Annotated in this window: 21 protein-coding genes; 3 read left to right on the top strand and 18 right to left on the bottom strand. The window is 77.1% G+C overall.

Annotated elements, in window-relative coordinates; genetic code table 11:
- Positions 1-27: 27 nt before the first annotated feature.
- Positions 28-339: a DUF4229 domain-containing protein gene (locus ACI8AC_RS00470; protein ID WP_456894181.1), complete on the bottom strand. Its 312-nt coding sequence runs from the start codon at positions 337-339 to the stop codon at positions 28-30.
- The gene (locus ACI8AC_RS00465) at positions 332-817 is read right to left on the bottom strand and encodes an Lrp/AsnC family transcriptional regulator (protein WP_456894179.1); all 486 of its coding nucleotides are present in this window, start codon (positions 815-817) and stop codon (positions 332-334) included. The genes ACI8AC_RS00470 and ACI8AC_RS00465 overlap by 8 nt, the downstream gene beginning before the upstream one ends.
- 65 nt (positions 818-882) lie before the next feature.
- On the opposite strand from ACI8AC_RS00465, the gene ACI8AC_RS00460 reads away from it, so the two are divergent.
- Positions 883-1,116, top strand: coding sequence for a hypothetical protein (locus tag ACI8AC_RS00460; protein ID WP_456894177.1), 234 nt, complete (start codon positions 883-885; stop codon positions 1,114-1,116).
- A gap of 97 nt (positions 1,117-1,213) precedes the next feature.
- Here the strand turns inward: ACI8AC_RS00460 and ACI8AC_RS00455 are convergent, their stop codons facing one another.
- The 14 genes from ACI8AC_RS00455 to ACI8AC_RS00390 form a co-directional block, all read right to left on the bottom strand.
- Positions 1,214-1,603, bottom strand: coding sequence for a hypothetical protein (locus ACI8AC_RS00455; protein ID WP_456894175.1), 390 nt, complete (start codon positions 1,601-1,603; stop codon positions 1,214-1,216).
- A gap of 113 nt (positions 1,604-1,716) precedes the next feature.
- Complete coding sequence (gene ccsB / locus ACI8AC_RS00450) at positions 1,717-2,682, bottom strand: c-type cytochrome biogenesis protein CcsB (protein WP_456894173.1); 966 nt, start codon at positions 2,680-2,682, stop codon at positions 1,717-1,719.
- Entirely contained in the window at positions 2,679-4,316 is a 1,638-nt protein-coding gene (gene resB / locus ACI8AC_RS00445) for a cytochrome c biogenesis protein ResB (protein ID WP_456894171.1), read from the bottom strand. The genes ccsB and resB overlap by 4 nt, the downstream gene beginning before the upstream one ends.
- Positions 4,313-5,164 (bottom strand): cytochrome c biogenesis CcdA family protein, encoded by an 852-nt coding sequence (locus ACI8AC_RS00440; RefSeq protein ID WP_456894169.1) that lies wholly within the window; start codon positions 5,162-5,164, stop codon positions 4,313-4,315. The genes resB and ACI8AC_RS00440 overlap by 4 nt, the downstream gene beginning before the upstream one ends.
- Positions 5,165-5,167: 3 nt before the next feature.
- The gene (locus tag ACI8AC_RS00435) at positions 5,168-5,755 is read right to left on the bottom strand and encodes a TlpA family protein disulfide reductase (RefSeq protein ID WP_456894167.1); all 588 of its coding nucleotides are present in this window, start codon (positions 5,753-5,755) and stop codon (positions 5,168-5,170) included.
- Complete coding sequence (locus tag ACI8AC_RS00430) at positions 5,752-6,387, bottom strand: histidine phosphatase family protein (protein ID WP_456894165.1); 636 nt, start codon at positions 6,385-6,387, stop codon at positions 5,752-5,754. Before ACI8AC_RS00430 ends, ACI8AC_RS00435 begins: the two co-directional genes overlap by 4 nt.
- A complete protein-coding gene (gene hemL, locus ACI8AC_RS00425; protein WP_456894163.1) occupies positions 6,387-7,772 on the bottom strand; it encodes a glutamate-1-semialdehyde 2,1-aminomutase in 1,386 nt (461 codons plus the stop codon). Before hemL ends, ACI8AC_RS00430 begins: the two co-directional genes overlap by 1 nt.
- Positions 7,769-8,203, bottom strand: a complete 435-nt coding sequence (locus ACI8AC_RS00420; protein ID WP_456894161.1) for a hypothetical protein — start codon at positions 8,201-8,203, stop codon at positions 7,769-7,771. Before ACI8AC_RS00420 ends, hemL begins: the two co-directional genes overlap by 4 nt.
- A 77-nt stretch (positions 8,204-8,280) precedes the next feature.
- Positions 8,281-9,270, bottom strand: a complete 990-nt coding sequence (gene hemB, locus ACI8AC_RS00415; RefSeq protein ID WP_456894159.1) for a porphobilinogen synthase — start codon at positions 9,268-9,270, stop codon at positions 8,281-8,283.
- Positions 9,267-10,811 carry a uroporphyrinogen-III synthase gene (locus tag ACI8AC_RS00410; protein WP_456894157.1) on the bottom strand — a complete coding sequence of 515 codons (1,545 nt, stop codon included), beginning with the start codon at positions 10,809-10,811 and terminating at the stop codon, positions 9,267-9,269. Before ACI8AC_RS00410 ends, hemB begins: the two co-directional genes overlap by 4 nt.
- An 82-nt stretch (positions 10,812-10,893) precedes the next feature.
- A complete protein-coding gene (gene hemC, locus ACI8AC_RS00405; RefSeq protein ID WP_456894155.1) occupies positions 10,894-11,829 on the bottom strand; it encodes a hydroxymethylbilane synthase in 936 nt (311 codons plus the stop codon).
- A complete protein-coding gene (gene hemA, locus ACI8AC_RS00400; protein ID WP_456894153.1) occupies positions 11,826-13,331 on the bottom strand; it encodes a glutamyl-tRNA reductase in 1,506 nt (501 codons plus the stop codon). Before hemA ends, hemC begins: the two co-directional genes overlap by 4 nt.
- Positions 13,328-14,008, bottom strand: a complete 681-nt coding sequence (locus tag ACI8AC_RS00395) for a redox-sensing transcriptional repressor Rex (protein ID WP_456894151.1) — start codon at positions 14,006-14,008, stop codon at positions 13,328-13,330. Before ACI8AC_RS00395 ends, hemA begins: the two co-directional genes overlap by 4 nt.
- 265 nt (positions 14,009-14,273) lie before the next feature.
- Positions 14,274-14,549 (bottom strand): hypothetical protein, encoded by a 276-nt coding sequence (locus tag ACI8AC_RS00390; protein ID WP_456894149.1) that lies wholly within the window; start codon positions 14,547-14,549, stop codon positions 14,274-14,276.
- Between the two features lie 268 nt (positions 14,550-14,817).
- Between ACI8AC_RS00390 and ACI8AC_RS00385 the strand changes: the two genes are divergently transcribed.
- Positions 14,818-16,338: an aromatic amino acid ammonia-lyase gene (locus ACI8AC_RS00385; RefSeq protein WP_456894147.1), complete on the top strand. Its 1,521-nt coding sequence runs from the start codon at positions 14,818-14,820 to the stop codon at positions 16,336-16,338.
- A 30-nt stretch (positions 16,339-16,368) separates the two neighbouring features.
- On the opposite strand, the gene ACI8AC_RS00380 is transcribed toward ACI8AC_RS00385, so the two are convergent.
- Positions 16,369-16,608, bottom strand: coding sequence for a glutaredoxin family protein (locus ACI8AC_RS00380; protein ID WP_456894146.1), 240 nt, complete (start codon positions 16,606-16,608; stop codon positions 16,369-16,371).
- The gene (locus ACI8AC_RS00375) at positions 16,601-18,145 is read right to left on the bottom strand and encodes an AMP-binding protein (protein WP_456894144.1); all 1,545 of its coding nucleotides are present in this window, start codon (positions 18,143-18,145) and stop codon (positions 16,601-16,603) included. The genes ACI8AC_RS00380 and ACI8AC_RS00375 overlap by 8 nt, the downstream gene beginning before the upstream one ends.
- A 247-nt stretch (positions 18,146-18,392) precedes the next feature.
- On the opposite strand from ACI8AC_RS00375, the gene ACI8AC_RS00370 reads away from it, so the two are divergent.
- A complete protein-coding gene (locus ACI8AC_RS00370; RefSeq protein WP_456894142.1) occupies positions 18,393-19,304 on the top strand; it encodes an HAD family hydrolase in 912 nt (303 codons plus the stop codon).
- Positions 19,305-19,493 lie beyond the last annotated feature (189 nt).

The raw sequence follows: 19,493 nt of genomic DNA, 5'->3' as shown, positions 1-19,493 counted from the left end.
GACCGCCGCGCTCAGCGGGTGACCGCCTCAGGCGGCGTCGTCGCCGGCGAGCCGGGAGTCGAGGTCGGCGCGGGCCTGCTTGCGGGCGACGCTGCGGGCCGCGAGGGCCTCGGTGAGCCGCTCCCGCGAGGGCCGCAGCAGCAGGTAGGCGGCCGGCATCGACAGCAGGAGCCCGAACAGCAGCCCGGGGAAGCCGGGCATGCCCACCCACCAGAGCAGCAGCACCAGCGCCGCGGCGATCGCGAAGCGCCCGACGGTGTAGACGGCCAGCCACGGCAGCACCTTCGGCGGCGTCGCCGGCCCTCCGGTCGGTGCGCCCGGTACGGCCCGCTCAGCCATGACGACCCTCCCACTTCGTGCTCAGGACGACCGTGGTGCGGGTGCGCGCCACGCCTCTGATCCTGTTCAACGCGCTGATGGCCGCCTCCAGTGCCGGGATGTCGGTCACCCTGACCTTGAGCACGTAGCCCTCGCTGCCGGCGACCCGCCAGCAGTCCTCGATCTCGGGCATCGCGCGCAGGGCCTCCTCGACGCCCGTGTCGTCGACCGAGTCGCTCTCGATGACGCCGACCAGCGCGGTGACGTCCAGCCCGACGGCCGCGGGGTCGACCACGGCACGGTAGCCGGTGATGACCCCCGCGGCCTCCAACTTGCCCACGCGCTCGTGCACGGACGGCGCCGAGAGGCCCACCTGGCGGGCCAGCTCGGCGTAGCTCGCCCGGCCGTTGGCCCGCAACAGGTCGATCAGCTGCCGGTCGACGGCGTCGATGGCGCTCTCCGTCCTCTGCCCGTGCCGCGGGACGTCCGCCGCACGCAACCGAGTATCCCCGCGGACGTACTGTGGTGTCGGACGGGCTGTCGGGACTCGAGGGGGTGGGCGTCGTGGCCTTGCTGGTGGTGCTGTTGGTCGCCGTCGCGGTCGTCGTGCTCGTGATGCGAGCGGCCTCCGCGAGCGGTGGTCCCGGTGGCGGCGGTGGTGGCGGGCTGCCGCGCCCGCCCCGGCCGCCGAGCCGTCCCCGGCCGTCGACCGGCCGGGTCGTGGGGCCGGACGACGACTCCGACTTCCTCCGCGAGCTGGAGCGCCGCGCCCGGCGCGACGACGGCTCGCCGGCCTGAGCCCCGCTCCCCGGCGGTCGTCCCCGCCGCCCGGATCCGGGCGGCGGCCCCGTGCGGCGGCTCGGCGCGAGCCTGCGAGCGGGGAGGAGGGGTCCTCTCAGGCGGCGCGGAAGAAGCGCCGCCAGCCGGCGCGGCGGCGCGGCGGCACGTCCCCGCCCGGCCCGGGCGGGGCCCCGAGACCCGGCGGGTCCGGCAGCCGGTCCATCTGCGCCGTGTCGTCGGCCTCGTGCCCGGCCGCGCGCCCGGGCCCGTCCGCCGGTGCCGCTGCGGGTCCGGTGCCGGTCCCCCCGTCCTGCGGGGTGGCGTCGTCGGGCTCGTGCACGCCTCCCGGCCAGCCGAGGCCTTCGTGCCGCTCACCCTCCCCGGGCCAGCCGAGCTCCCCCTCGCCGTGCGGCGCGCGCCGGCCGTCGGTCGCCGGGCGGCGCGCCAGGGCGGCGGCCACGAGCGGGTCCACCGCGGCGCCCTCGGCCGCCGAGTGCCTACCCACGGGAGCTCCTCCCACGGTGCGTCATGCGCGCATGGAAGCACGACACGCCGCACGGGGGCGACATGCGACGCCGCGCCCCGGGACAGGAGTCACCCGGTGTGACGACAGGGGGCTCAGTCGAGACCTGCGTAGCTGTGCAGCCCGGTCGAGACCATGTTGACGTACAGCAGGTTGAAGACCATGACGCCGAGGCCCACGATGTTGACCCACGCCGCGGGCCGTCCGCGCCAGCCCGCCGTCGTCCGGGCGTGCAGGTAGCCGGCGTAGACCACCCACGCGATGAAGGCCCAGGTCTCCTTGGGGTCCCAGCCCCAGAACCGGCCCCACGCGCTCTCGGCCCAGATCGCGCCGGCGATGACGGCGAAGGTCCAGACGGGGAAGCCGAACACCGCCGTGCGGTGGGCGACCCGGTCGAGGGTGACCGCCCCCGGCAGCCGGGCGAGCACCGAGCCGTCGTCCCCGCCGCGGGCGTCGTGGCGCAGCCGCAGCAGGTAGAGCACGCTGGCGATCCCGCTGACGAAGAACACGCCGAAGCCCAGGACGGCGCTGCTGACGTGCACCGCCAGCCAGCTCGAGCGCAGCGCGGCGACCAGCGGGCCGGCCTCGGCGTAGAGGAACAGCCCGATGGCGACCTGCGCGAGCACGACGGGTGCGAGCACGTAGGCGCCGATGTCGCGGGCACCCGGCACGCGCACGGCGAGGACGACGAAGGAGACCACGCCGACGAGGACCACCGCGGTGGCGAACTCGTACATGTTGCCCCAGGGCAGCCGGTCGGTGGCCAGCCCGCGGGTGACCAGCACCCCGGCGTGCACCAGCGCACCGACGACGGTCAGCGCGAGCCCGACCGCACCCCAGCGGGACGCCCGGTCGGCCGGCGACGCGGCGGGACCCGGGTCCGTGGCGCCGTCCCCCGCCGCAGGAGCGCTGCCGCCGGCGCCCGCGGCCACCAGCTGCCGGGCCGGCCGGCGGCCGAAGGCCAGCTGCGCGCAGAACGCCACGACGGCCACCGAGTAGACGGCGACGCTGGCCGAGAAGAGCGTGTCCGACAGCTCGGCCAGGGCGGGGTCGACGGTCACGGGTGGGGACCTCCGGGGTGCGGGTCGACCCCGCCGGCCGGCGGGGTCGGGGAGGAGCGGTCGGCCAGCGCCGTCCGCAGCTCACCGGTCAGCTCGGCGAACCGCTCGGCGCTGTCGCCACCGCCGCGGGTGAGGGAGCCGACGGTCAGCACGGTACCGCCGCCGTCGGGTGCGGCGGCGGCGCGGGCGAAGAAGCGCTCGCGGCGCAGCAGGAGCAGCGCCAGCAGCCCGGCGAGCAGGGTGATCGAGGCGACGAGGACCCACACCTGGCCGGGGTCGTGCGAGAACTGCAGCGCGGCGAACTGGTCGACGCCGTCGAAGGTGATCGTCGTCCCGTCGTCCAGGGTGAGCGACTCCCCGACCGCCAGGTTGGACCGGCCCACCTCGGTGAGGCTGCCGCGCTCGATCTGCGCGGCGTCGAGGGAGTACACCGACTGGGGGAGGCCGGAGTCCAGGCCGAGGTAGCCGCGGTAGACCAGGACCGCGACCTGCGGCGACAGCGGCCGGGGGTCGATCGAGGTGAGGATGCCGCCCTGGAGCACGCCGGTCGGGGCGAGGAACCCCTCGACGGCCAGCTGGTCCTCGACCCCCGCGCCGAGGTCGGGGAGCTTGAGCGCGCCCTCGCTGGCCAGCGTGGCCTGGTCGGCGGGGAGGAAGGGCGCCGAGACGCCCTCGAACACCGTGCCGTCCGGGAGCGTGACGGTGAACCGCGGGCTGTAGCCGTGCCCGGTGACGTACACGCGGTCGCCGTCGGTGCGCAGCGGGTCGTTGACGCCGATCGTCGTCCGCCGCCCCTCCTCGCCGGGCGGCCCGTAGGAGATGTCGGCGGTGTAGGAGGCGGCGGTGAGGTCCTCCTCGTACTCGGCGCGGAAGTCCTCGAGGTCGACGCACAGCGGGCTCAGGTCGGAGCCCTCGACCAGCGGCCCGGCCGAGTAGGTGTCGTACTGCTGGAAGGAGTTGCAGAAGCCCTGGCCCTCGGTGACCAGGATGCTCCCCTCGTACCCCCACAGCTTTCCGCCGGCCAGCCCGAGCAGGAGCGCGACCAGCGACAGGTGGAAGACCAGGTTGCCGGTCTCCTTCCAGAAGCCCTTCTCGGCCGACAGCTCCTCCCCCGCGGCCCCGGAGCGCCGGACGACGCGGAAGCGGCGGACCCGCAGCTCCTCCTCGACCACGTCCAGGGCGGCCGGGCCGGCCAGCGGCGTGGCCAGCTCGGCGGAGTCGGGCAGCCGCAGCAGGCGCCGCGGTGCCGGCGGCGGGGCCGCCCGCAGCGCGCGGGCGTGCTCGGCGATGCGCGGCACGACGCAGCCGATGAGCGAGACGAACAGCAGCAGGTACACCGCGGCGAACCACGGCGCGGAGAAGACGTCGAACAGCCAGAGCCGGTCGAGCACCGGCGCCAGCGTCGGGTGGTCGAGGTAGTACTGCCGGACGTTGTTCTGCGACAGCGAGCGCTGGGGCAGCAGCGACCCGGGGATCGCCGCGACGGCGAGCAGGAAGAGCAGGACGATCGCCGTCCGCATGGCGGTCAGCCGGCGCCACCAGCGCAGCCACACCGCCCACGCCCGGTGGCCGGTCGACGGGCGGGCGGGCGGCTGCGGGGCCTCGGCCGGCCGCGGGGGGGCCTCGATCGTCACAGCGAGGTCTCCGCGAAGCCGGTGGCGGCCAGCCACGACCGGAGCCAGCCCATCATCTCGGTCCAGGCGCCGGTCACGAGCAGGACGCCCACGACCACGAGCAGCGCCCCGCCGACGCGGGTGACGGTCCGGGCGTGGCGGCGCAGCACCGAGGTGGCGCCGAGGGCCCAGCGCGCCCCGAGGGCGACCAGGACGAACGGGATGCCGAGGCCCGCGCAGTAGGCCACGCCGAGCAGCGCCCCGCGGCCGGCGGTGGCCTCCACGTAGGCCAGCGAGTTGACCGCGGCCAGCGTCGGGCCGAGGCAGGGGGTCCAGCCCAGCCCGAAGACGACCCCCAGCAGGGGCGCGCCGGCCAGGCCGGCCACCGGCCGGGCGGACAGCCGCGCGGTGCGCTGGAGGAGGGGTAGCCAGCCGAGGAAGGCCAGGCCCATGGCGACGGTGACGACGCCGAGCACGCGGGTCAGGACGTCGGAGTACTGCAGCAGCAGCCGGCCCAGCCCGCCGAACGCCGCGCCGAAGGCGACGAAGACGACGGTGAAGCCCAGGACGAACAGCAACGCCCCGAGCACCATCCGCCCGCGCGGGGACCGCTCGTCGACCCGGCTGCGCACCGCCGTCGAGGTGCTCCCCCCGGCCGCCGGGGCCCCGGCGCCGGCGGCGGCCCCGCTGCGGGCCCCGGCTCCCGCGCCGGCCCCCGCACCGGCGAGGCCGGTCACGTAGGAGAGGTAGCCGGGCACCAGCGGCAGCACGCAGGGCGAGGCGAAGCTGACCAGCCCGACCAGGGCGGCCACCGCCGCGGCCACCAGCAGCGGGCCGTCGGTGACCAGGCCGCTGAACGTCTCGCCCACGGCTCAGCTCCCCTCGGCCAGGAGCATGTCGAGCACCGCGCGGAGGTCCTCCTGCGCCACCTCGCCGGTGTAGACCGCCGCCACCTGCCCCGCGCGGTCGAGCACGATGGTCGACGGGATCGCGTTCGCGGGGTAGTCCCGGAACGCCAGGGCGACCTCGCCGCGGGGGTCCGACAGCGAGGGGAACTCGATGCCCTGGCTGTCGACGAAGGCCTGGGCGAACTGCTCGCTGGTCTCCTTGACGTTGACGCCGAGGAAGGCCACGCCGCGGTCGCGCACGTCGGCGTAGACCTCCTGGAACTGCGGGGTCTCGACCCGGCACGGCGGGCACCACGAGCCCCAGAAGTTGAGGACGGCGATGTCGCCGTCGAGCTCGGCCGAGTCGAACGAGCCGCCGCCGAGCAGGGTGCCGGAGAAGTCCGGCGCCGCGGCGCGCTCCTCCTCGGGGATGACCTCCCCGGCGGGGGTCCCGGCGACGAAGCGGAACTGGCCGCCGTTGTTGACGTCGACCGCGTCGGCCCCGGCCGAGCAGCCGGCCAGCAGCAGGGCGCCGAGCAGGGCGGTGAGCACCGCCGTCGGGGTCCGCCTCATGCGCCCGGCACCGCGTCGGGGTCGGTGGCGCCGGCCGGCTCGGCGTAGGAGAGGCCGGTGAACCGGTCGCCGTCGAAGGTCAGCGAGGTGACGCTGGCCAGGCCGCACTGCCGCCGCCGCGGGTCGTGCGCGTACCGGCGTCCCTGCAGGTGCAGCCGCAGGGTCCAGATCGGCAGCTGGTGGCTGACGCACACCGCGGCGGAGCCGCGGGCGGCGTCCCGGGCCGCCTCGACCGCGGCGAGCATGCGCGCGGCGATCTCCACGTAGGGCTCGCCCCAGGAGGGCCGCAACGGGTTGCGGAGCTTCCACCAGTGCTGGGGCATGCGCAGGGCGCCGTCCCCCACGCCGACCCGCAGCCCCTCGAAGGCGTTGCCGGCCTCGATGAGCCGGTCGTCGATCTCGACGGGCAGCGACAGGGTCGCGGCGATCGGGGCGGCGGTCTGCTGGGCGCGCTCCAGCGGGCTGGAGACCAGGTGGGTGACCCCCCGGTCGGCCAGCCACTCCGCAGCGGCCTGGGCCATCGCCTCGCCGGTCTCGGAGAGCCGGTAGCCCGGCAGCCGGCCGTAGAGGACCTTCTCGGGGTTGAACACCTCCCCGTGGCGGAGCACGTGGACGACGGTCGTCTCGGCCATCAGGTGCTCATCCCGGTGGGCGCGTCGGCGGGCTCCTCGGCCGGCGGGGCGCTCGCCGGGTCGACGGCGGCGGCGGCGCGGGCGGCGGCGGGCAGCGCGTCGAGCACCCGGCCGACGGCCTCGTCGTCCAGCGCGGCGCTGACGAACCAGGCCTCGAACGCCGAGGGCGGCAGGTAGACCCCGCGGGCGAGCATCGCGTGGAAGAAGGCGGTGTAGCGGGCGGCCTCCTGCGACCGGGCGTCGTCGTAGTCGCGGACCTGCCGGTCGTCCGGCACGAAGAACACCGAGAACATCGAGCCGGCCTGCTGCACCCGGTGCGGCACGCCGGCGGCGAACAGCGCGGCGCTGGCCGCACCGCGGAGGGTCGCGGCGACCTCGTCGCAGCGGGCGTAGACGTCCTCGGTGCAGTGCCGCAGCGTGGTCAGCCCGGCGGCGACGGCCACCGGGTTCCCCGACAGGGTGCCCGCCTGGTAGACCGGCCCGGCCGGCGCCAGGTGGCCCATGAGGTCGGCGCGGCCGCCGAAGGCCGCCGCGGGCAGCCCGCCGCCCATGACCTTGCCGAAGGTGAACAGGTCGGCGTCGACCGGGTCGATGCCGTACCAGCCGGAGCGGGACACCCGGAAGCCGGTCATGACCTCGTCGAGGACCAGCAGCGCGCCGTGCGCCGCGGTGATGCGCCGCAGCTCGGCGTTGAAGCCGTCCAGCGGCGGGACGACGCCCATGTTCCCGGCCGCCGCCTCGCTGATGACGCAGGCGATGCGGTCCCCGCGCTCGGCGAAGACGGCCTCGACGGCGGCCACGTCGTTGTAGGGCAGCACCACGGTGTCGGCGGCCGCGCCCGTGGTGACCCCGGGGGTGTCGGGGAGGCCGAGGGTCGCCACGCCGGAGCCGGCGGAGGCCAGCAGCGCGTCGACGTGGCCGTGGTAGTGGCCGGCGAACTTGACCACCAGGGGCCGGCCGGTGGCGCCGCGGGCCAGCCGGATCGCCGAGAGCACCGCCTCGGTTCCGGAGTTCACCAGCCGCACCTGCTCGACCGGGGGCATCCGCGCCTCGATCTCCTCGGCCAGCTCCAGCTCGCCCTCGGTCGGGGCGCCGAAGGACAGGCCGCGGCGGGCGGCCGCGGTCACCGCCTCCACCACGGCCGGGTGGGCGTGCCCCAGGATCAGCGGCCCCCACGAGGAGACCAGGTCGACGTAGCGGCGCCCGTCGGCGTCGGTCAGGTACGGGCCCGAACCCGAGGCCATGAACCGCGGTGTGCCGCCGACCGCCCGGAAGGCGCGGACCGGGCTGTTGACCCCTCCCGGGGTCACCCGCTGCCCGCGGGCGAACAGATCGGCGGAGGCGGGGGCCTCGTAGGCGTACGGCGGGCTGTCCAGCGAGGTCACGACCCCAGTGTCCCCTCCTCCCCCGGTCCGGTGCCGGGGGTGTCCGTCACGGTGGCCAGCAGCGTCGCGGCGAGGGCCGCCGGGTCCCGCGAGGGCACCAGCACGGTGCGCCCGTCGGTGAGCCGCAGCGGCAGCCCCGACCGGCCGCGCGGCAGCGAGCCCGCGCCGCCGAGCACCGGCGCCCCGGCGTCCACCCCGGCGGTGCCGGCGGTGACCGCCCGCAGGTGCGCGGCGTCGATGCGGTGCAGCGGCACCCGTTCCCGGCCCACGGTGAGCGCCGCGTCGGGACCGTCGGCGTCCACCCGGACCGTCCAGGTGCGCCGCGCGGCGAGCACGCCGGCGGCCACCAGGCCCAGGACGGCGAGCCCGGCGAGCGCCCACGCGAGCGGGCCGGGGCCGGGGGCGACCAGCGCATCGGCGGCGACCAGCACCGCGAGGACCCCGGCGGTGGCCCAGAACGGCCGCCAGGAGCCCCCGGGCTCGACGTGACCCCGGCCGCCCCGGCCGCTCAGCGCAGCCAGCGCGCCGCCTCCACCGCCCAGTAGGTGAGCACCGTGCCGGCCCCGGCGCGGCGGATGGCGGTGAGCGTCTCGAGCACCGCCCGCCGCCGGTCGACCCAGCCGCGGGCGGCGGCCGCCTCGACCATCGCGTACTCGCCGCTGACCTGGTAGGCGCTGACCGGGACGTCGACGGCGTCGGCGACCCGGGCCACGATGTCGAGGTAGGGCAGCGCGGGCTTCACCATCACCGCGTCGGCGCCCTCGTCGAGGTCCTGCCGCACCTCCCGCAGCGCCTCGTCGGCGTTGGGCGGGTCCATCTGGTAGGTCGACCGGTCGCCGAACTGCGGGGCCCCCTCGGCGGCCTCGCGGAACGGGCCGTAGAAGCCGGAGGCGTACTTGGCCGCGTAGGCCAGCACCGGCGTCTCGGTCCACCCGTCGCCGTCGAGGGCCCGGCGGATGGCCGCGACCTGGCCGTCCATCATCCCGCTCGGGGCGATGACGTGGGCGCCGGCCTGCGCCTGGGCCACCGCCACGGCGGCGTACCGGTCCAGCGTCGGGTCGTTGTCGACGACCCCGGCCGGGGTGACCAGCCCGCAGTGCCCGTGGTCGGTGTACTCGCACAGGCACAGGTCGGCCATGAGCACCAGGTCGTCACCGACGTCGGACCGCAGCTGCCGCAGCGCGACGTTGACGATCCCGTCCGCGGCGTCGGCCTGGGAGCCGACCGGGTCCTTCTCCGACGGGATGCCGAAGAGGATGAGCCCGCCGATCCCGGCCTCGGCCGCCTCGTGGGCGGCCTTGCGCAGGGAGTCCGGCGTGTGCTGCACGACCCCGGGCATGGCGGAGATCGGCACCGGCTCGTCGATGCCCTCCTTGACGAAGACGGGCAGCACCAGGTCGGCCGGCGAGAGCCGGGTCTGCGCGGTCAGCCGCCGCAGCGCGGGCGTCGACCGCAGCCGGCGCCCGCGCGCGAAGCCGGGGCTCGCGCCCCCGCTCACTTCCCCTCGCCCTCCTGCTCGGCCCGGCGGGCGGCGGCGAACTCGGCGAGGGCGTCGACCAGCGGCCCGACGGCGGCGGTCTCCGGCTGCACGTCGACCCGCAGGCCGAACTCCTGCGCGGTGGCCGACGTCTGCGGGCCGATCACCGCGACGACGGTCTTGGCGTGCGGCTTGCCGGCGATGCCGACGAGGTTGCGCACCGTGCTCGACGAGGTGAAGCACACCGCGTCGAACCCGCCGCCCTTGATCGCCTCGCGGACGGGGGCGGGCGGCGGCGCGGCCCGGACGGTCCGGTAGGCCGTGACGTCGTCGATCTCCCAGCCGCGCTCCTTGAGCCCGGCGGCGAGGGTCTCGGTGGCGATGTCGGCGCGGGGCAGCAGCACCCGGTCGATCGGGTCCAGGACGTCGTCGTACTCGGGGAAGTCGGCCAGCAGGCCCTCGCTGGACTGCGGCCCGGTCGGCAGGAGCTCGGGCACGATGCCGAAGGCCCGCACCGCGTCGGCGGTCTGCTCACCGACGCAGGCGACCTTGACGCCGGCGAAGGCGCGCGCGTCCAGGCCGAGCTCGACGAACTTCTCGCGGACGGCCTTGACCGCGTTCACCGAGGTGAACACGATCCAGCCGTACCGGCCGGTGACCAGGCCCTTGATGGCGCGGTCCATCTGGGCGGGGCTGCGCGGCGGCTCGACGGCGATCGTCGGCACCTCGACCGGGACCGCCCCGTAGGCGCGCAGCCGGTCGCTCATCTCCCCGGCCTGGTCCTTGGTGCGCGGCACCAGGACCCGCCACCCGAACAGCGGCCGGCTCTCCCACCAGGACAGCTTGCCGCGCTTGTCGACGGCCGACCCGACCGTCGCCACGACCGGCCCGGTGACCGCGTCGAGGCCGGCGGTCTTCTCGGCGACGGCCGCCAGCTTGGTCACCACGCTGCGCTGCCCGGTCCCCGAGCCGCCGGTGGTCACCACGACCGGGGTGCTGCCGGGCAGACCGCCCTCGACCAGGCCGACCGCGGCGTCGGGCAGCTGGCCGGCGTCGGCCGACAGGACCAGCGGGGCGCCCAGGCCCGAGGCGGCGGCGGCGAGCGCGGCGAGGTCGACCTCGGCGCGCAGGTCCGCCGACAGCGACGTCCCGCCGAGGGCGACGCCGGCGAAGGCGGGGACCGCCGTGGCGGTCGCGACGCCGGGCACGACGTCGAAGGGCACGGAGGTGCGCCCCACGGCGAGCACCTCCTTGACGACGGCGTCGTCGGTGAACGGGTCGCCGGCGACCAGCCGGACGACGGTGCCGCCGCTCTTGGCCTGGGCCACGGCCGCCTTGGCGACCTCGGCGGGCTCCCCGGAGACGGTCTCCGGCTGCAGGTCGGGCCGGGCGGCGCCGACGGCGTCGGTGAGGGCCGGCGGCAGGTGGGGGTCGACGAGGAGGACGTCGGCCTCGGTCAGCGCGGCGGTCGCCCGGGCGGTCAGCATCCCGGGGTCGCCCGGGCCGGCGCCGACGAAGACGACCGTGCCGGTCGTCCCGTTGTGCTTGCGGGGGCGCGTCATCGCGTGCTCCTGTTCATGGCCCCGGAGGGCCCGTGTGCGGGGGTCGGGAGGACCGGGGCGCGCGCCCCGGTCGGGGTGGGGCTCACCGGCCGGCCGCCATCAGCTCGGCGGCGCCGCGGTCGAGCAGGTCGGCCGCGATGTCGCGGCCGAGGCGCTCGGCGGCCTCGAGCGGTCCGGTGAGGGAGGCGCGGACGGCGTCGCTGCCGTCCAGCGCGGTGACCGAGGCGCGGAGGTACAGCTCGGGGCCGTCCTCCCCCTCGGCGAGCTCGGCGTAGGCGGCCACCGGGGCGCTGCACCCGGCCTCGAGGGTGGCCAGGGCGGTGCGCTCGGCCAGCACGCACGCCCGGGTGGCGGGGTCGTCGAGCGTGGCCAGCAGCGCGCGGGTGCCCTCGTCGGCGCTGCGGCACTCGACGGCCAGGGCGCCCTGGGCCGGCGCCGGGAGGACCTGCAGCGGGTCGAGGGTCTCGGTCACGGCGTCGAGCCGGCCCAGCCGGGTCAGCCCGGCCCGCGCCAGCACCACCGCGTCGAGGTCACCGGGGACGACCCGGCTCACCCGCGTGTCCACGTTGCCGCGGATCGGCACCACCTCGAGGCCGAGGCCGAGGGCGCGCAGCTGGGCCACGCGGCGCGGTGCGCCGGTCCCCACCCGCGACCCGGGCGGCAGCTCGCCGAGGGTCAGGCCGTCCCGGGCCACCAGCGCGTCGCGGGGGTCCTCCCGCGGCGGGACGGCGGCCACCGACAGGCCCGGCTCGGGCAGCGTCGGCAGGTCCTTGTAGCTGTGGACGGCGACGTCGACGGTCCCCTCGAGCAGTGCCCGGCGGATCGCGGCGACGAAGACGCCGGTGCCGCCGAGCTGCGCGATGGACGCCGACGACCGGTCGCCCTCCGTGCTGATGGGCACCAGCTGGACCTCGACCCCGGTGGCCGCGGTGAGCGCGTCGGCGACCGCCCGGGACTGGGTGGTGGCCAGCAGGCTGGCACGGGTGCCGAGCCGGAGGGTGGTGGTGGAGACGCTCACGAGCTCCCCCCGCGCCGCAGCTCGTCGGGGTCGACGGTGACCGCCTCGGCCAGGTTGGTCCGCTCGGGGACCACCTCGGCGTCGATGCCCAGCCCGAAGAGGGCGCGCAGCGCGTCGGCGTAGTCGACCCCACCGGGGGCGCCGGCCAGCTCCTTGACGCGGACGGTCGGCTCGTGCAGCAGCTTGTCGACGACGCGGCGGACGGTGCGGGCCACCTCGGCGCGGGCCTTCGCGTCGAGGTCCGGGACCCGGGCGGACAGCCGCAGCAGCTCGGCGTCGACGACCTCGGCGGCCTGGCTGCGCAGGGCCGACACCGTGGGGGCGACGGCCGCGGCCTGCCGCTCGGCGCGCAGCAGCGCGGTCTCGGCCTCGATGAGCGCGTGCGCGGAGGCGATGTCGTCCGTCCCGACCGCCCCGGCGACCGGGTCGCCCGGGAGCCGGTCGGCCCCCCGCTCGCCCTGCAGGAGGGCCGTGCGCTCCTCGCTCTGCAGGAGAGCCGTGCGCTCCTCGCCCTGCAGGAGGGCCGTGCGCTCCTCGCTCTGCAGGAGAGCCGTGCGCTTTTCGCTCTGCAGGAGAGCCGTGCGCTTTTCGCTCTGCAGGAGAGCCAGGTCCACCACGTGCACGCCGGGCAGCCCGGCCACGCCGGGGTCGACGTCACGGGGCAGCGCGAGGTCGACGACCACCAGCGGGCGGCCCGTGCGGCCGGTCAGCGCGGCGCTCACGACGTCGGTTCCCACGACCAGCCCGCGGGCGCCGGTGCAGGTGACGAGGACGTCGGCCGCGGCCAGCTCCCCGGTCAGGTCCCCGAGCCCGGCGGCGCGGCCCTCGACGGCGTCGGCCAGCCGCTGCGCGGAGGCCGGCGTGCGGCTGATGACCGTCACGCCCGCACCGCGGCGGGCCAGCGTGGTGGCGGCCAGCGCGCCCATCGAGCCGGCGCCGACGACCAGCACCCCGCGCCCGGCCAGCGGCCCGATGCGCTCCTCGGCGCGGTCGAGGGAGACCGACACCAGCGAGGCGCCGGCGCGGTCGATGCCGGTCTCGGAGTGGACGCGCTTGCCCACCCGCAGGGCGCGCTGGGCCACCGGGTGCAGGGCCCGGCCGACGGTGCCCTGCTCGCGGGCCAGCGCGTAGGCGTTGCGCAGCTGCCCGAGCACCTGGGTCTCGCCGACGACCATGGAGTCCAGGCCCGCGGCGACGGTGAACAGGTGGCGCACCGCCTCGTCCTCGTAGTGCACGGTGACGTAGGGCGACAGCTCCTCGACGGTGGCCCCGGCCTGGCGGGCCAGCACGCGGCTGACCTCGGCGACACCCCCGTGGAAGCGGTCGACCTCGGCGAAGACCTCGACCCGGTTGCAGGTCGCGAGCACGATGGCCTCGCTCACGTGCGGGGTGTCGACCAGCTCGTGCAGGGCCTTGGTCGTCTCGTCGGCGCCCATGGCGAACTGCTCGAGCAGCGCGACGGGCGCGGTCTGGTGGCTCACGCCCACGGCCAGCAGGCTCATGCCGGCACCTCCACGGACGCGGCGGGCAGCGCCGGGGCGCCGGTGTCGCGCTGCTGGCCGAGGAAGGCCAGGACCTGCAGCTCGACGGAGAGGTCCACCTGGCGGACGTCGACGTCCCGCGGCGCGGCGAGCGCCACCGGTGCGAAGTTCAAGATGCTCCTCACCCCGGCCGCGGTGAGCCGGTCGCAGACCGACTGCGCGACCTCGGCCGGTGTCGCGATGACCCCGATGCTGGCCGCCGTCGCGGCGACCACCTCGGCGAGCTCCTCCATGGGGCGGACCGGCTGCCCGCCGACGCGCTGCCCCACCCGCGCGGGGGCGGCGTCGAAGAGCCCGACGAAGCGGAAGCCCCGGCCGCCGAAGCCGGCGTAGTCGGCCAGGGCCGCGCCGAGGTTGCCGATGCCCACGAGCACGCAGGCGCGCGACCGCTCGACACCGAGCACCCGGGCGATCCGGTCCCGCAGGGTGGCCACCTCGTAGCCCACCCCGCGCACGCCGCACGGGCCCAGGTGCGAGAGGTCCTTGCGCAGCCCGGCGGGGTTGACGCCGGCGGCCGAGGCCAGCTCGCCGGAGGAGACGGTGGTGCGACCACCGTCCGCCAGGCCGGTCAGCACCCGGAGGTACACGGCGAGGCGGGCGACGGTGGCCTCCGGGATCCGGGGCCGCGGCTGCGTCACGGGCTCTCCACAGCGGTCGCACCCGCGGGCCGGCGGGCGCCGGTGCGGACGGACGACATCGGGGAGCCGGGCACTCCTGCCCGGCGAACGCCACGGTAACCGCTTGTGAACGCAGGAACAAAGTCGCCGGGGGCCTCCTGGGGCCGCCACCGGCGCGAATCCGCCCGCCTGTGGTGAGGACCATACCCCGCGGCCGCACCGGCCCCCGTCGGGGGGCCGGTGCGGGGTCCGCCGGTGGGGGCGGTCCGGCGCCGCACGCGGGCCGTCACCCCGTGCGGACCGACCGGGACTTCGTCCCAGGCTCGGGCGTCAGCGACGTCACCGCCGCCAGCAGCGCCGCGCGCGGCCGCCCGGTGACGTCCGCGGCGGCGCCCGGGCCCAGCACGACCCGCGCGTGCAGGCCCGTCGCGTCCTGCACGAACGCGTACTGGCCGCCCTCCGGGAAGGGCGCCACCGCTGAGCCGAGCACCGACGGGTGGACCGGCACCCGGGCGCCGTCCGGGCCGGGCAGGTGCAGGATGTCCGGGGTGCGGCCGTCCACCGAGACCAGGCAGCGCCACGGCCGGCCAGGTTGGGCCGTGGGACCTCGGTGACCGCGTCGGCGAGCTCGTAGCGGACCAGCGGCTGGGCGCGGTCCACGAGGTCGGTGACGAGCACCCGCTCCGGGTAGGGCCCGACGGTCCTCGCGGTCCCCCGGGGTGCACAGGGGCGCTCGTCACCGACCTCGCGCGCCGGGACCGGGGGAGCGGCCGGAGGCGCGGGCCTACCGTCGTCCCGACGCGCTCCTCCCACCCGCCGAGGAGGCCCCCGTGGCGACCGTGACGATCACCAGCGCGCCCCTGTCGGTGGACGACCTGCTCGCCGTGGTCGACGGCGCGCGCGTGGAGCTGGGCCCCGCGGCGCGGGACGCGATCGCCGCCGCCCGCGCCGTGGTCGACGAGGCGCTGTCCTCGCACGCGGCGGTCTACGGCCTGACCACCCAGGTCGGGCACCTGCGCGACTCCCGACTGAGCGAGGAGGAGATCCGCGGCGAGCAGCAGTTCCTCGTCCTGTCGCACGCGGGCGGGGTCGGGCCGCCGCTGCCGGTGCCGGTGGTGCGCGCCGCGCTGGCCGTGCGACTCGCCGGCATCGCGCGCGGCGGGTCGGGCGCGTCGGTGGCGGCCGCCGAGACGCTGGCGGCGATGCTGAACGCCGGGGTCCACCCGGTGGTACCGGCGACCGGGTCGGTGGGGGCGGCCGACATCGGCCAGATGGCCGGGATGGCGCAGGTGGCCATCGGCCGCGGCCGGGCGGCGTACCGCGGCGAGGTGCTCGACGGCGGTGAGGCCCTGCGGCGGGCCGGCATCGCCCCGCTGGTGCTCAGCGGCAAGGACGGGTTGGCGTTGATCTCGGCCAACGGGGTGTCGGTGGGCCAGGCGGCGCTGGTGGTCGCCCGGGCGGCGCGGACCGCCGAGGCGGCCGACGTCGCCGCCGCGCTCTCGATGGAGGCGATCCGCGCCAATCCGTCGGTCGTGCACCCCGCCGTCGGGCGGGCCAAGCCGATCGCCGGGCAGGTGGCGGCCGCCGACCACCTGCGGGACCTGCTGACCGGCAGCGCGCTGCTCGCCCCGGACGGTCCCGCGTCGGTGCAGGACCCGCTGTCGTTCCGGGTGGTGCCGCAGGTGCACGGCGCGCTCCGCGAGCAGGTCGCGGCCGCCCGCGCCGCGGTGGAGGCCGAGCTGGCGGCCGCGGCGGACAACCCACTGGTGTCGGTCGAGGAGCGCGCGCTGGTCAGCAACGGCAACTTCCACCCGATGGTGCTCGCCATCGCCTGCGACGCGCTGCGGATCGCGGTCGCCGCGGTCGGGCAGCTCGGGGACCGCCGGCTCTCCCACCTGTGGGAGGCGTTCTTCCGGCAGCTGACCGGCCCGCCGCCGTCGACCGCGCACGGCCTGGCGCTGCGACCCAGCGCAGCCGCGGTGGTGGCCGAGCTGAGGCAGCTGGCCGCTCCGGCGACCCTCGACGTCCCGCCGCTGGACAACGGCGTGGAGGACCACGCCACCGGGGCCCCGCTCAGCGCCCGCAAGGCCGAGGCCGCGCTGGCCCTCCTGGAGGACGTCCTCGCCGTCGAGGTGCTCCTCGCCGCCGACGTCCTGGCCCTCGACGACGCGGCGGGCACGGCGCCGGACGGGCGGACCCTGGGCACCGGTGCCCACGCCGCGCTGGACCTGGTGCGGACGGCGACCGCCGCGGCCGAGCCGTACCCGGACGCCGTCCACCGGGCGGTGCGGGGTCGGTTCCCCGGGAGCGGCCCGAGGGGTGAGCGCGCCGAGGACCACCGCGTGGGGTAGGTCCGGGCTCGCCCCGTCGCGGAGGGCGGGTCAGACCAGGCCGAGGTCGCGGCGCAGCCGCGGCACGTCGACGGTGAAGTAGGAGTGCTCGCGGCCGTCGAGCAGCACCACGGGCACCCGGTCGCCGTACTCGGCCTGCAGTTCGGGGTCGGCGTCGACGTCCACCAGGGTCACCGTCGTCCCGGCCTCCGCCGCGAGGCGCTCGAGGGTCTCCGCGGCCACCTCGCAGAGGTGGCACCCGTCCCGGGTCAGGAGCTGCAGGTCAGGCACCGTCGTCCTCCTCCGGGAGGCCGCCGTCGGGGCGGGTGAGGCCGAGCTCGCGCAGCCGGGCCCGGCTCACCTTCCCCGTCAGCGAGTGCGGGAGCGCGGCGAGCACGTGCACCGAGGACGGCACCTTGTACCGGGCCAGCGAGGCGGCCGCGTGCTCGCGGAGCTCCTCGTAGGTCAGCGTCCGCCCGGGGCGCAGCGCGACGACGGCCCGCACGGAGTTGCCCGTCCGGGGGTCGGGGACGCCGATCACCGCGCTCTCGGCGACGGCCGGGTGGCTGTCCAGGACCCGCTCGACCTCCGCGGGGTAGACGTTGAAGCCGCTGACCAGGACCAGGTCGCTGCGCCGGTCGACGAGGTGCAGGTCGCCGTCCTCGTCGGCGTAGGCCAGGTCGCCGGTGGCCAGCCACCCGTCGGCGTCCGGCCCGTCGGCACCGTCGGGCCAGAACCCCGAGAACAGGTTCGGGCCGCGCACCCAGATCTCGCCCGGGCCTTCCTCCGTCCCGTCGCTCCCCTCCCGGTCCCCGGCCGGCTCGTGCAGGGCGGTGTCGCGCAGCTGCACCTCGACCCCCGGCAGCGGGCCACCGATGCAGGCCGGCTTCGCCCGCCCGGTGGCCAGCGTGCTGGCCACGACCGGGCAGGCCTCGGTGAGCCCGTATCCCTCCCACACGGTGACCGCGGCCCGCTCGCGCATCGCCGTCCAGACCTCGGCCGGCAGCGGTGCGGCGCCGGAGGAGGCGATCCGGACGGCGGCGAAGGCCCGCCGCAGCGCGGCGTCGGAGCCGGCCGCGTCCGCCTCCGCCAGCCAGGCCTGGTACATCGGCGGGGCGCCGGGGACGGCGGTGACCTCCTCGGCCGCCATGGCCGCCAGCGCCGCGGCCGGGTCGAAGGAGTCCAGGAGCACCGCGCAGGCCCCGGTGGCGGCGACCAGCCCGAAGCCGGCGTTGAGGCCGTAGACGTGGAACAGCGGCAGGACCAGCAGGACCCGGTCGTCGGGCCGCACCGGCGGCGGGTCCATCGCCAGGCACTGCTCCTGGTTGGCCCGCATCGCGGCGGCGGTGAGCACCGCGCCGCGCGGTCGGCCGGTCGTGCCGCTGGTGTAGGCCAGGAAGGCCGGCGCCGCGGGGTCCTCCGGCGGGGCCGGCGGGTCACCGTCCCCGTGCGGCGGCCCGGCGATCACCGGCACCCCCGCCAGGGGCGGCCGGTCGGCGGAGGCCACCAGCAGCGACGTCCCGGAGTCGCCGAGCACGTACTCGAGCTCCGGGTCGGTGTAGGCGGTGTTCACCGGGACGACGACGCAGCCGGCCCGCAGCGCACCGAGCACCGCCCGCAGCCAGGCGCTGCCGTTGGGCAGCTGCACCGCCACCCGGTCGCCGGGCGCGAGGCCCCGGGCCGCGAACCCGGCCGCGGCCCGGTCCACCTGCGCGTCGAGCTCGGCCCAGCTGAGCCGTTCCTGCCCCGCCACCACCGCGGGCGCCTCCGGGCGGGCGCGGGCGGCCGCCCGCACGAGCGCGGGCAGGGTCGTCGCGGGCTGGGTCACGGCTCTCCTCTCGGTCGGCGGTCGGTCCGCCCCGGGACGGCGACGGCCGGGCCGTCCGCGGGCGAGCGGGACCGGAGGCCGGCGCGACGGCACCGGTCCTGCGCGATCGTGTCACCACGGGCCCGGGCGCGCAGCCTCCACGCGCCGGGCCCGCGTCGGGCGCCGGAGCGGCCGCCGCTAGGGTCCGGAGGGCAGCCACCACCGCCGCCCCGGCCCGCCGGGACGGCGGCGAACCAGGGAGGTCCTCGTGCCCGGACTGCCGTTCCGCGGCCGCCGGAGCCGCGCGGGCGGTCCGCCGGACGAGGAGACCCGCGCGGTCGTCGCCGGTGCCGCGTCGGCGGCCGCGGCGGAGGTCGAGCCGGCACCCGCCGTCGTCCCCGACCTCGCCGCCGCGGCGTTCTTCGACGTCGACAACACGATGATGATGGGCGCCTCGCTGTTCTGGTTCGCCCGCGGCCTCGCGGCGCGGGACTACTTCAAGGCCCGGGACCTCGCGCTGTTCGTCTGGCAGCAGGCCAAGTTCCGCATCGCCGGCAACGAGAGCGCCGACGACATGCACACCATCCGGGAGAACGCGCTGGCCTTCGTCGCCGGCCGCCCGGTGGAGGAGATCGTCGCCGTCGGCGAGGAGATCTACGACGAGCTCATGGCCGACCGGATCTGGACCGGCACCCGCCTGCTGGCCCAGAAGCACCTGGACGCCGGCCAGCGGGTCTGGCTGGTCACCGCCACCCCGGTGGAGCTGGCCCGGATCATCGCCCACCGGCTGGGTCTCACCGGTGCCCTGGGCACGGTGGCCGAGGTGGTCGACGGGCGCTACACCGGCCGGCTGGTCGGGGAGCTCATGCACGGGGAGGCCAAGGCCGAGGCGGTGCGCGCGCTGGCCGATCGGGAGGGCCTGGACCTCTCCCGCTGCACCGCCTACAGCGACAGCTCCAACGACCTGCCGATGCTGACCCTCACCGGCGCGGCCGTGGCCGTGAACCCGGACACCGAGCTGCGGGCGGTGGCGCGGTCGCGGGGGTGGGAGGTGCGCGACTTCCGGACCGGGCGCAAGGCCGTGAAGACCGTCGTCCCCACGGTGGCCGCGGCGGCCGTGTCGGGAGGTCTGGTCGGCGGCGCGGTCGCCCTGCGCCGCCGCAACCGCTGGCCGTTCTGAGGAGCGGGGGCCCGGAGGGTCCCCCGACGAGGGACACCGACCGCGGCACGGAGCCGGGGACGGGCGGGCGCCCGCGCCTGCCGTGGACGAAGTGGTCCCGGCGAGCGGGGGGCCGGAGGCCCCGGACCGCGACGGGGAACGGTTCGACGCAGCGGGAGACGGCACCCGGTCGCGGTGTCACCCGGAGGC

Source organism: Geodermatophilus sp. SYSU D00758, from assembly GCF_054049955.1.
Note: the sequence above shows the minus strand (reverse complement) of the source record. Positions and strands in the feature narration are given on the sequence as shown.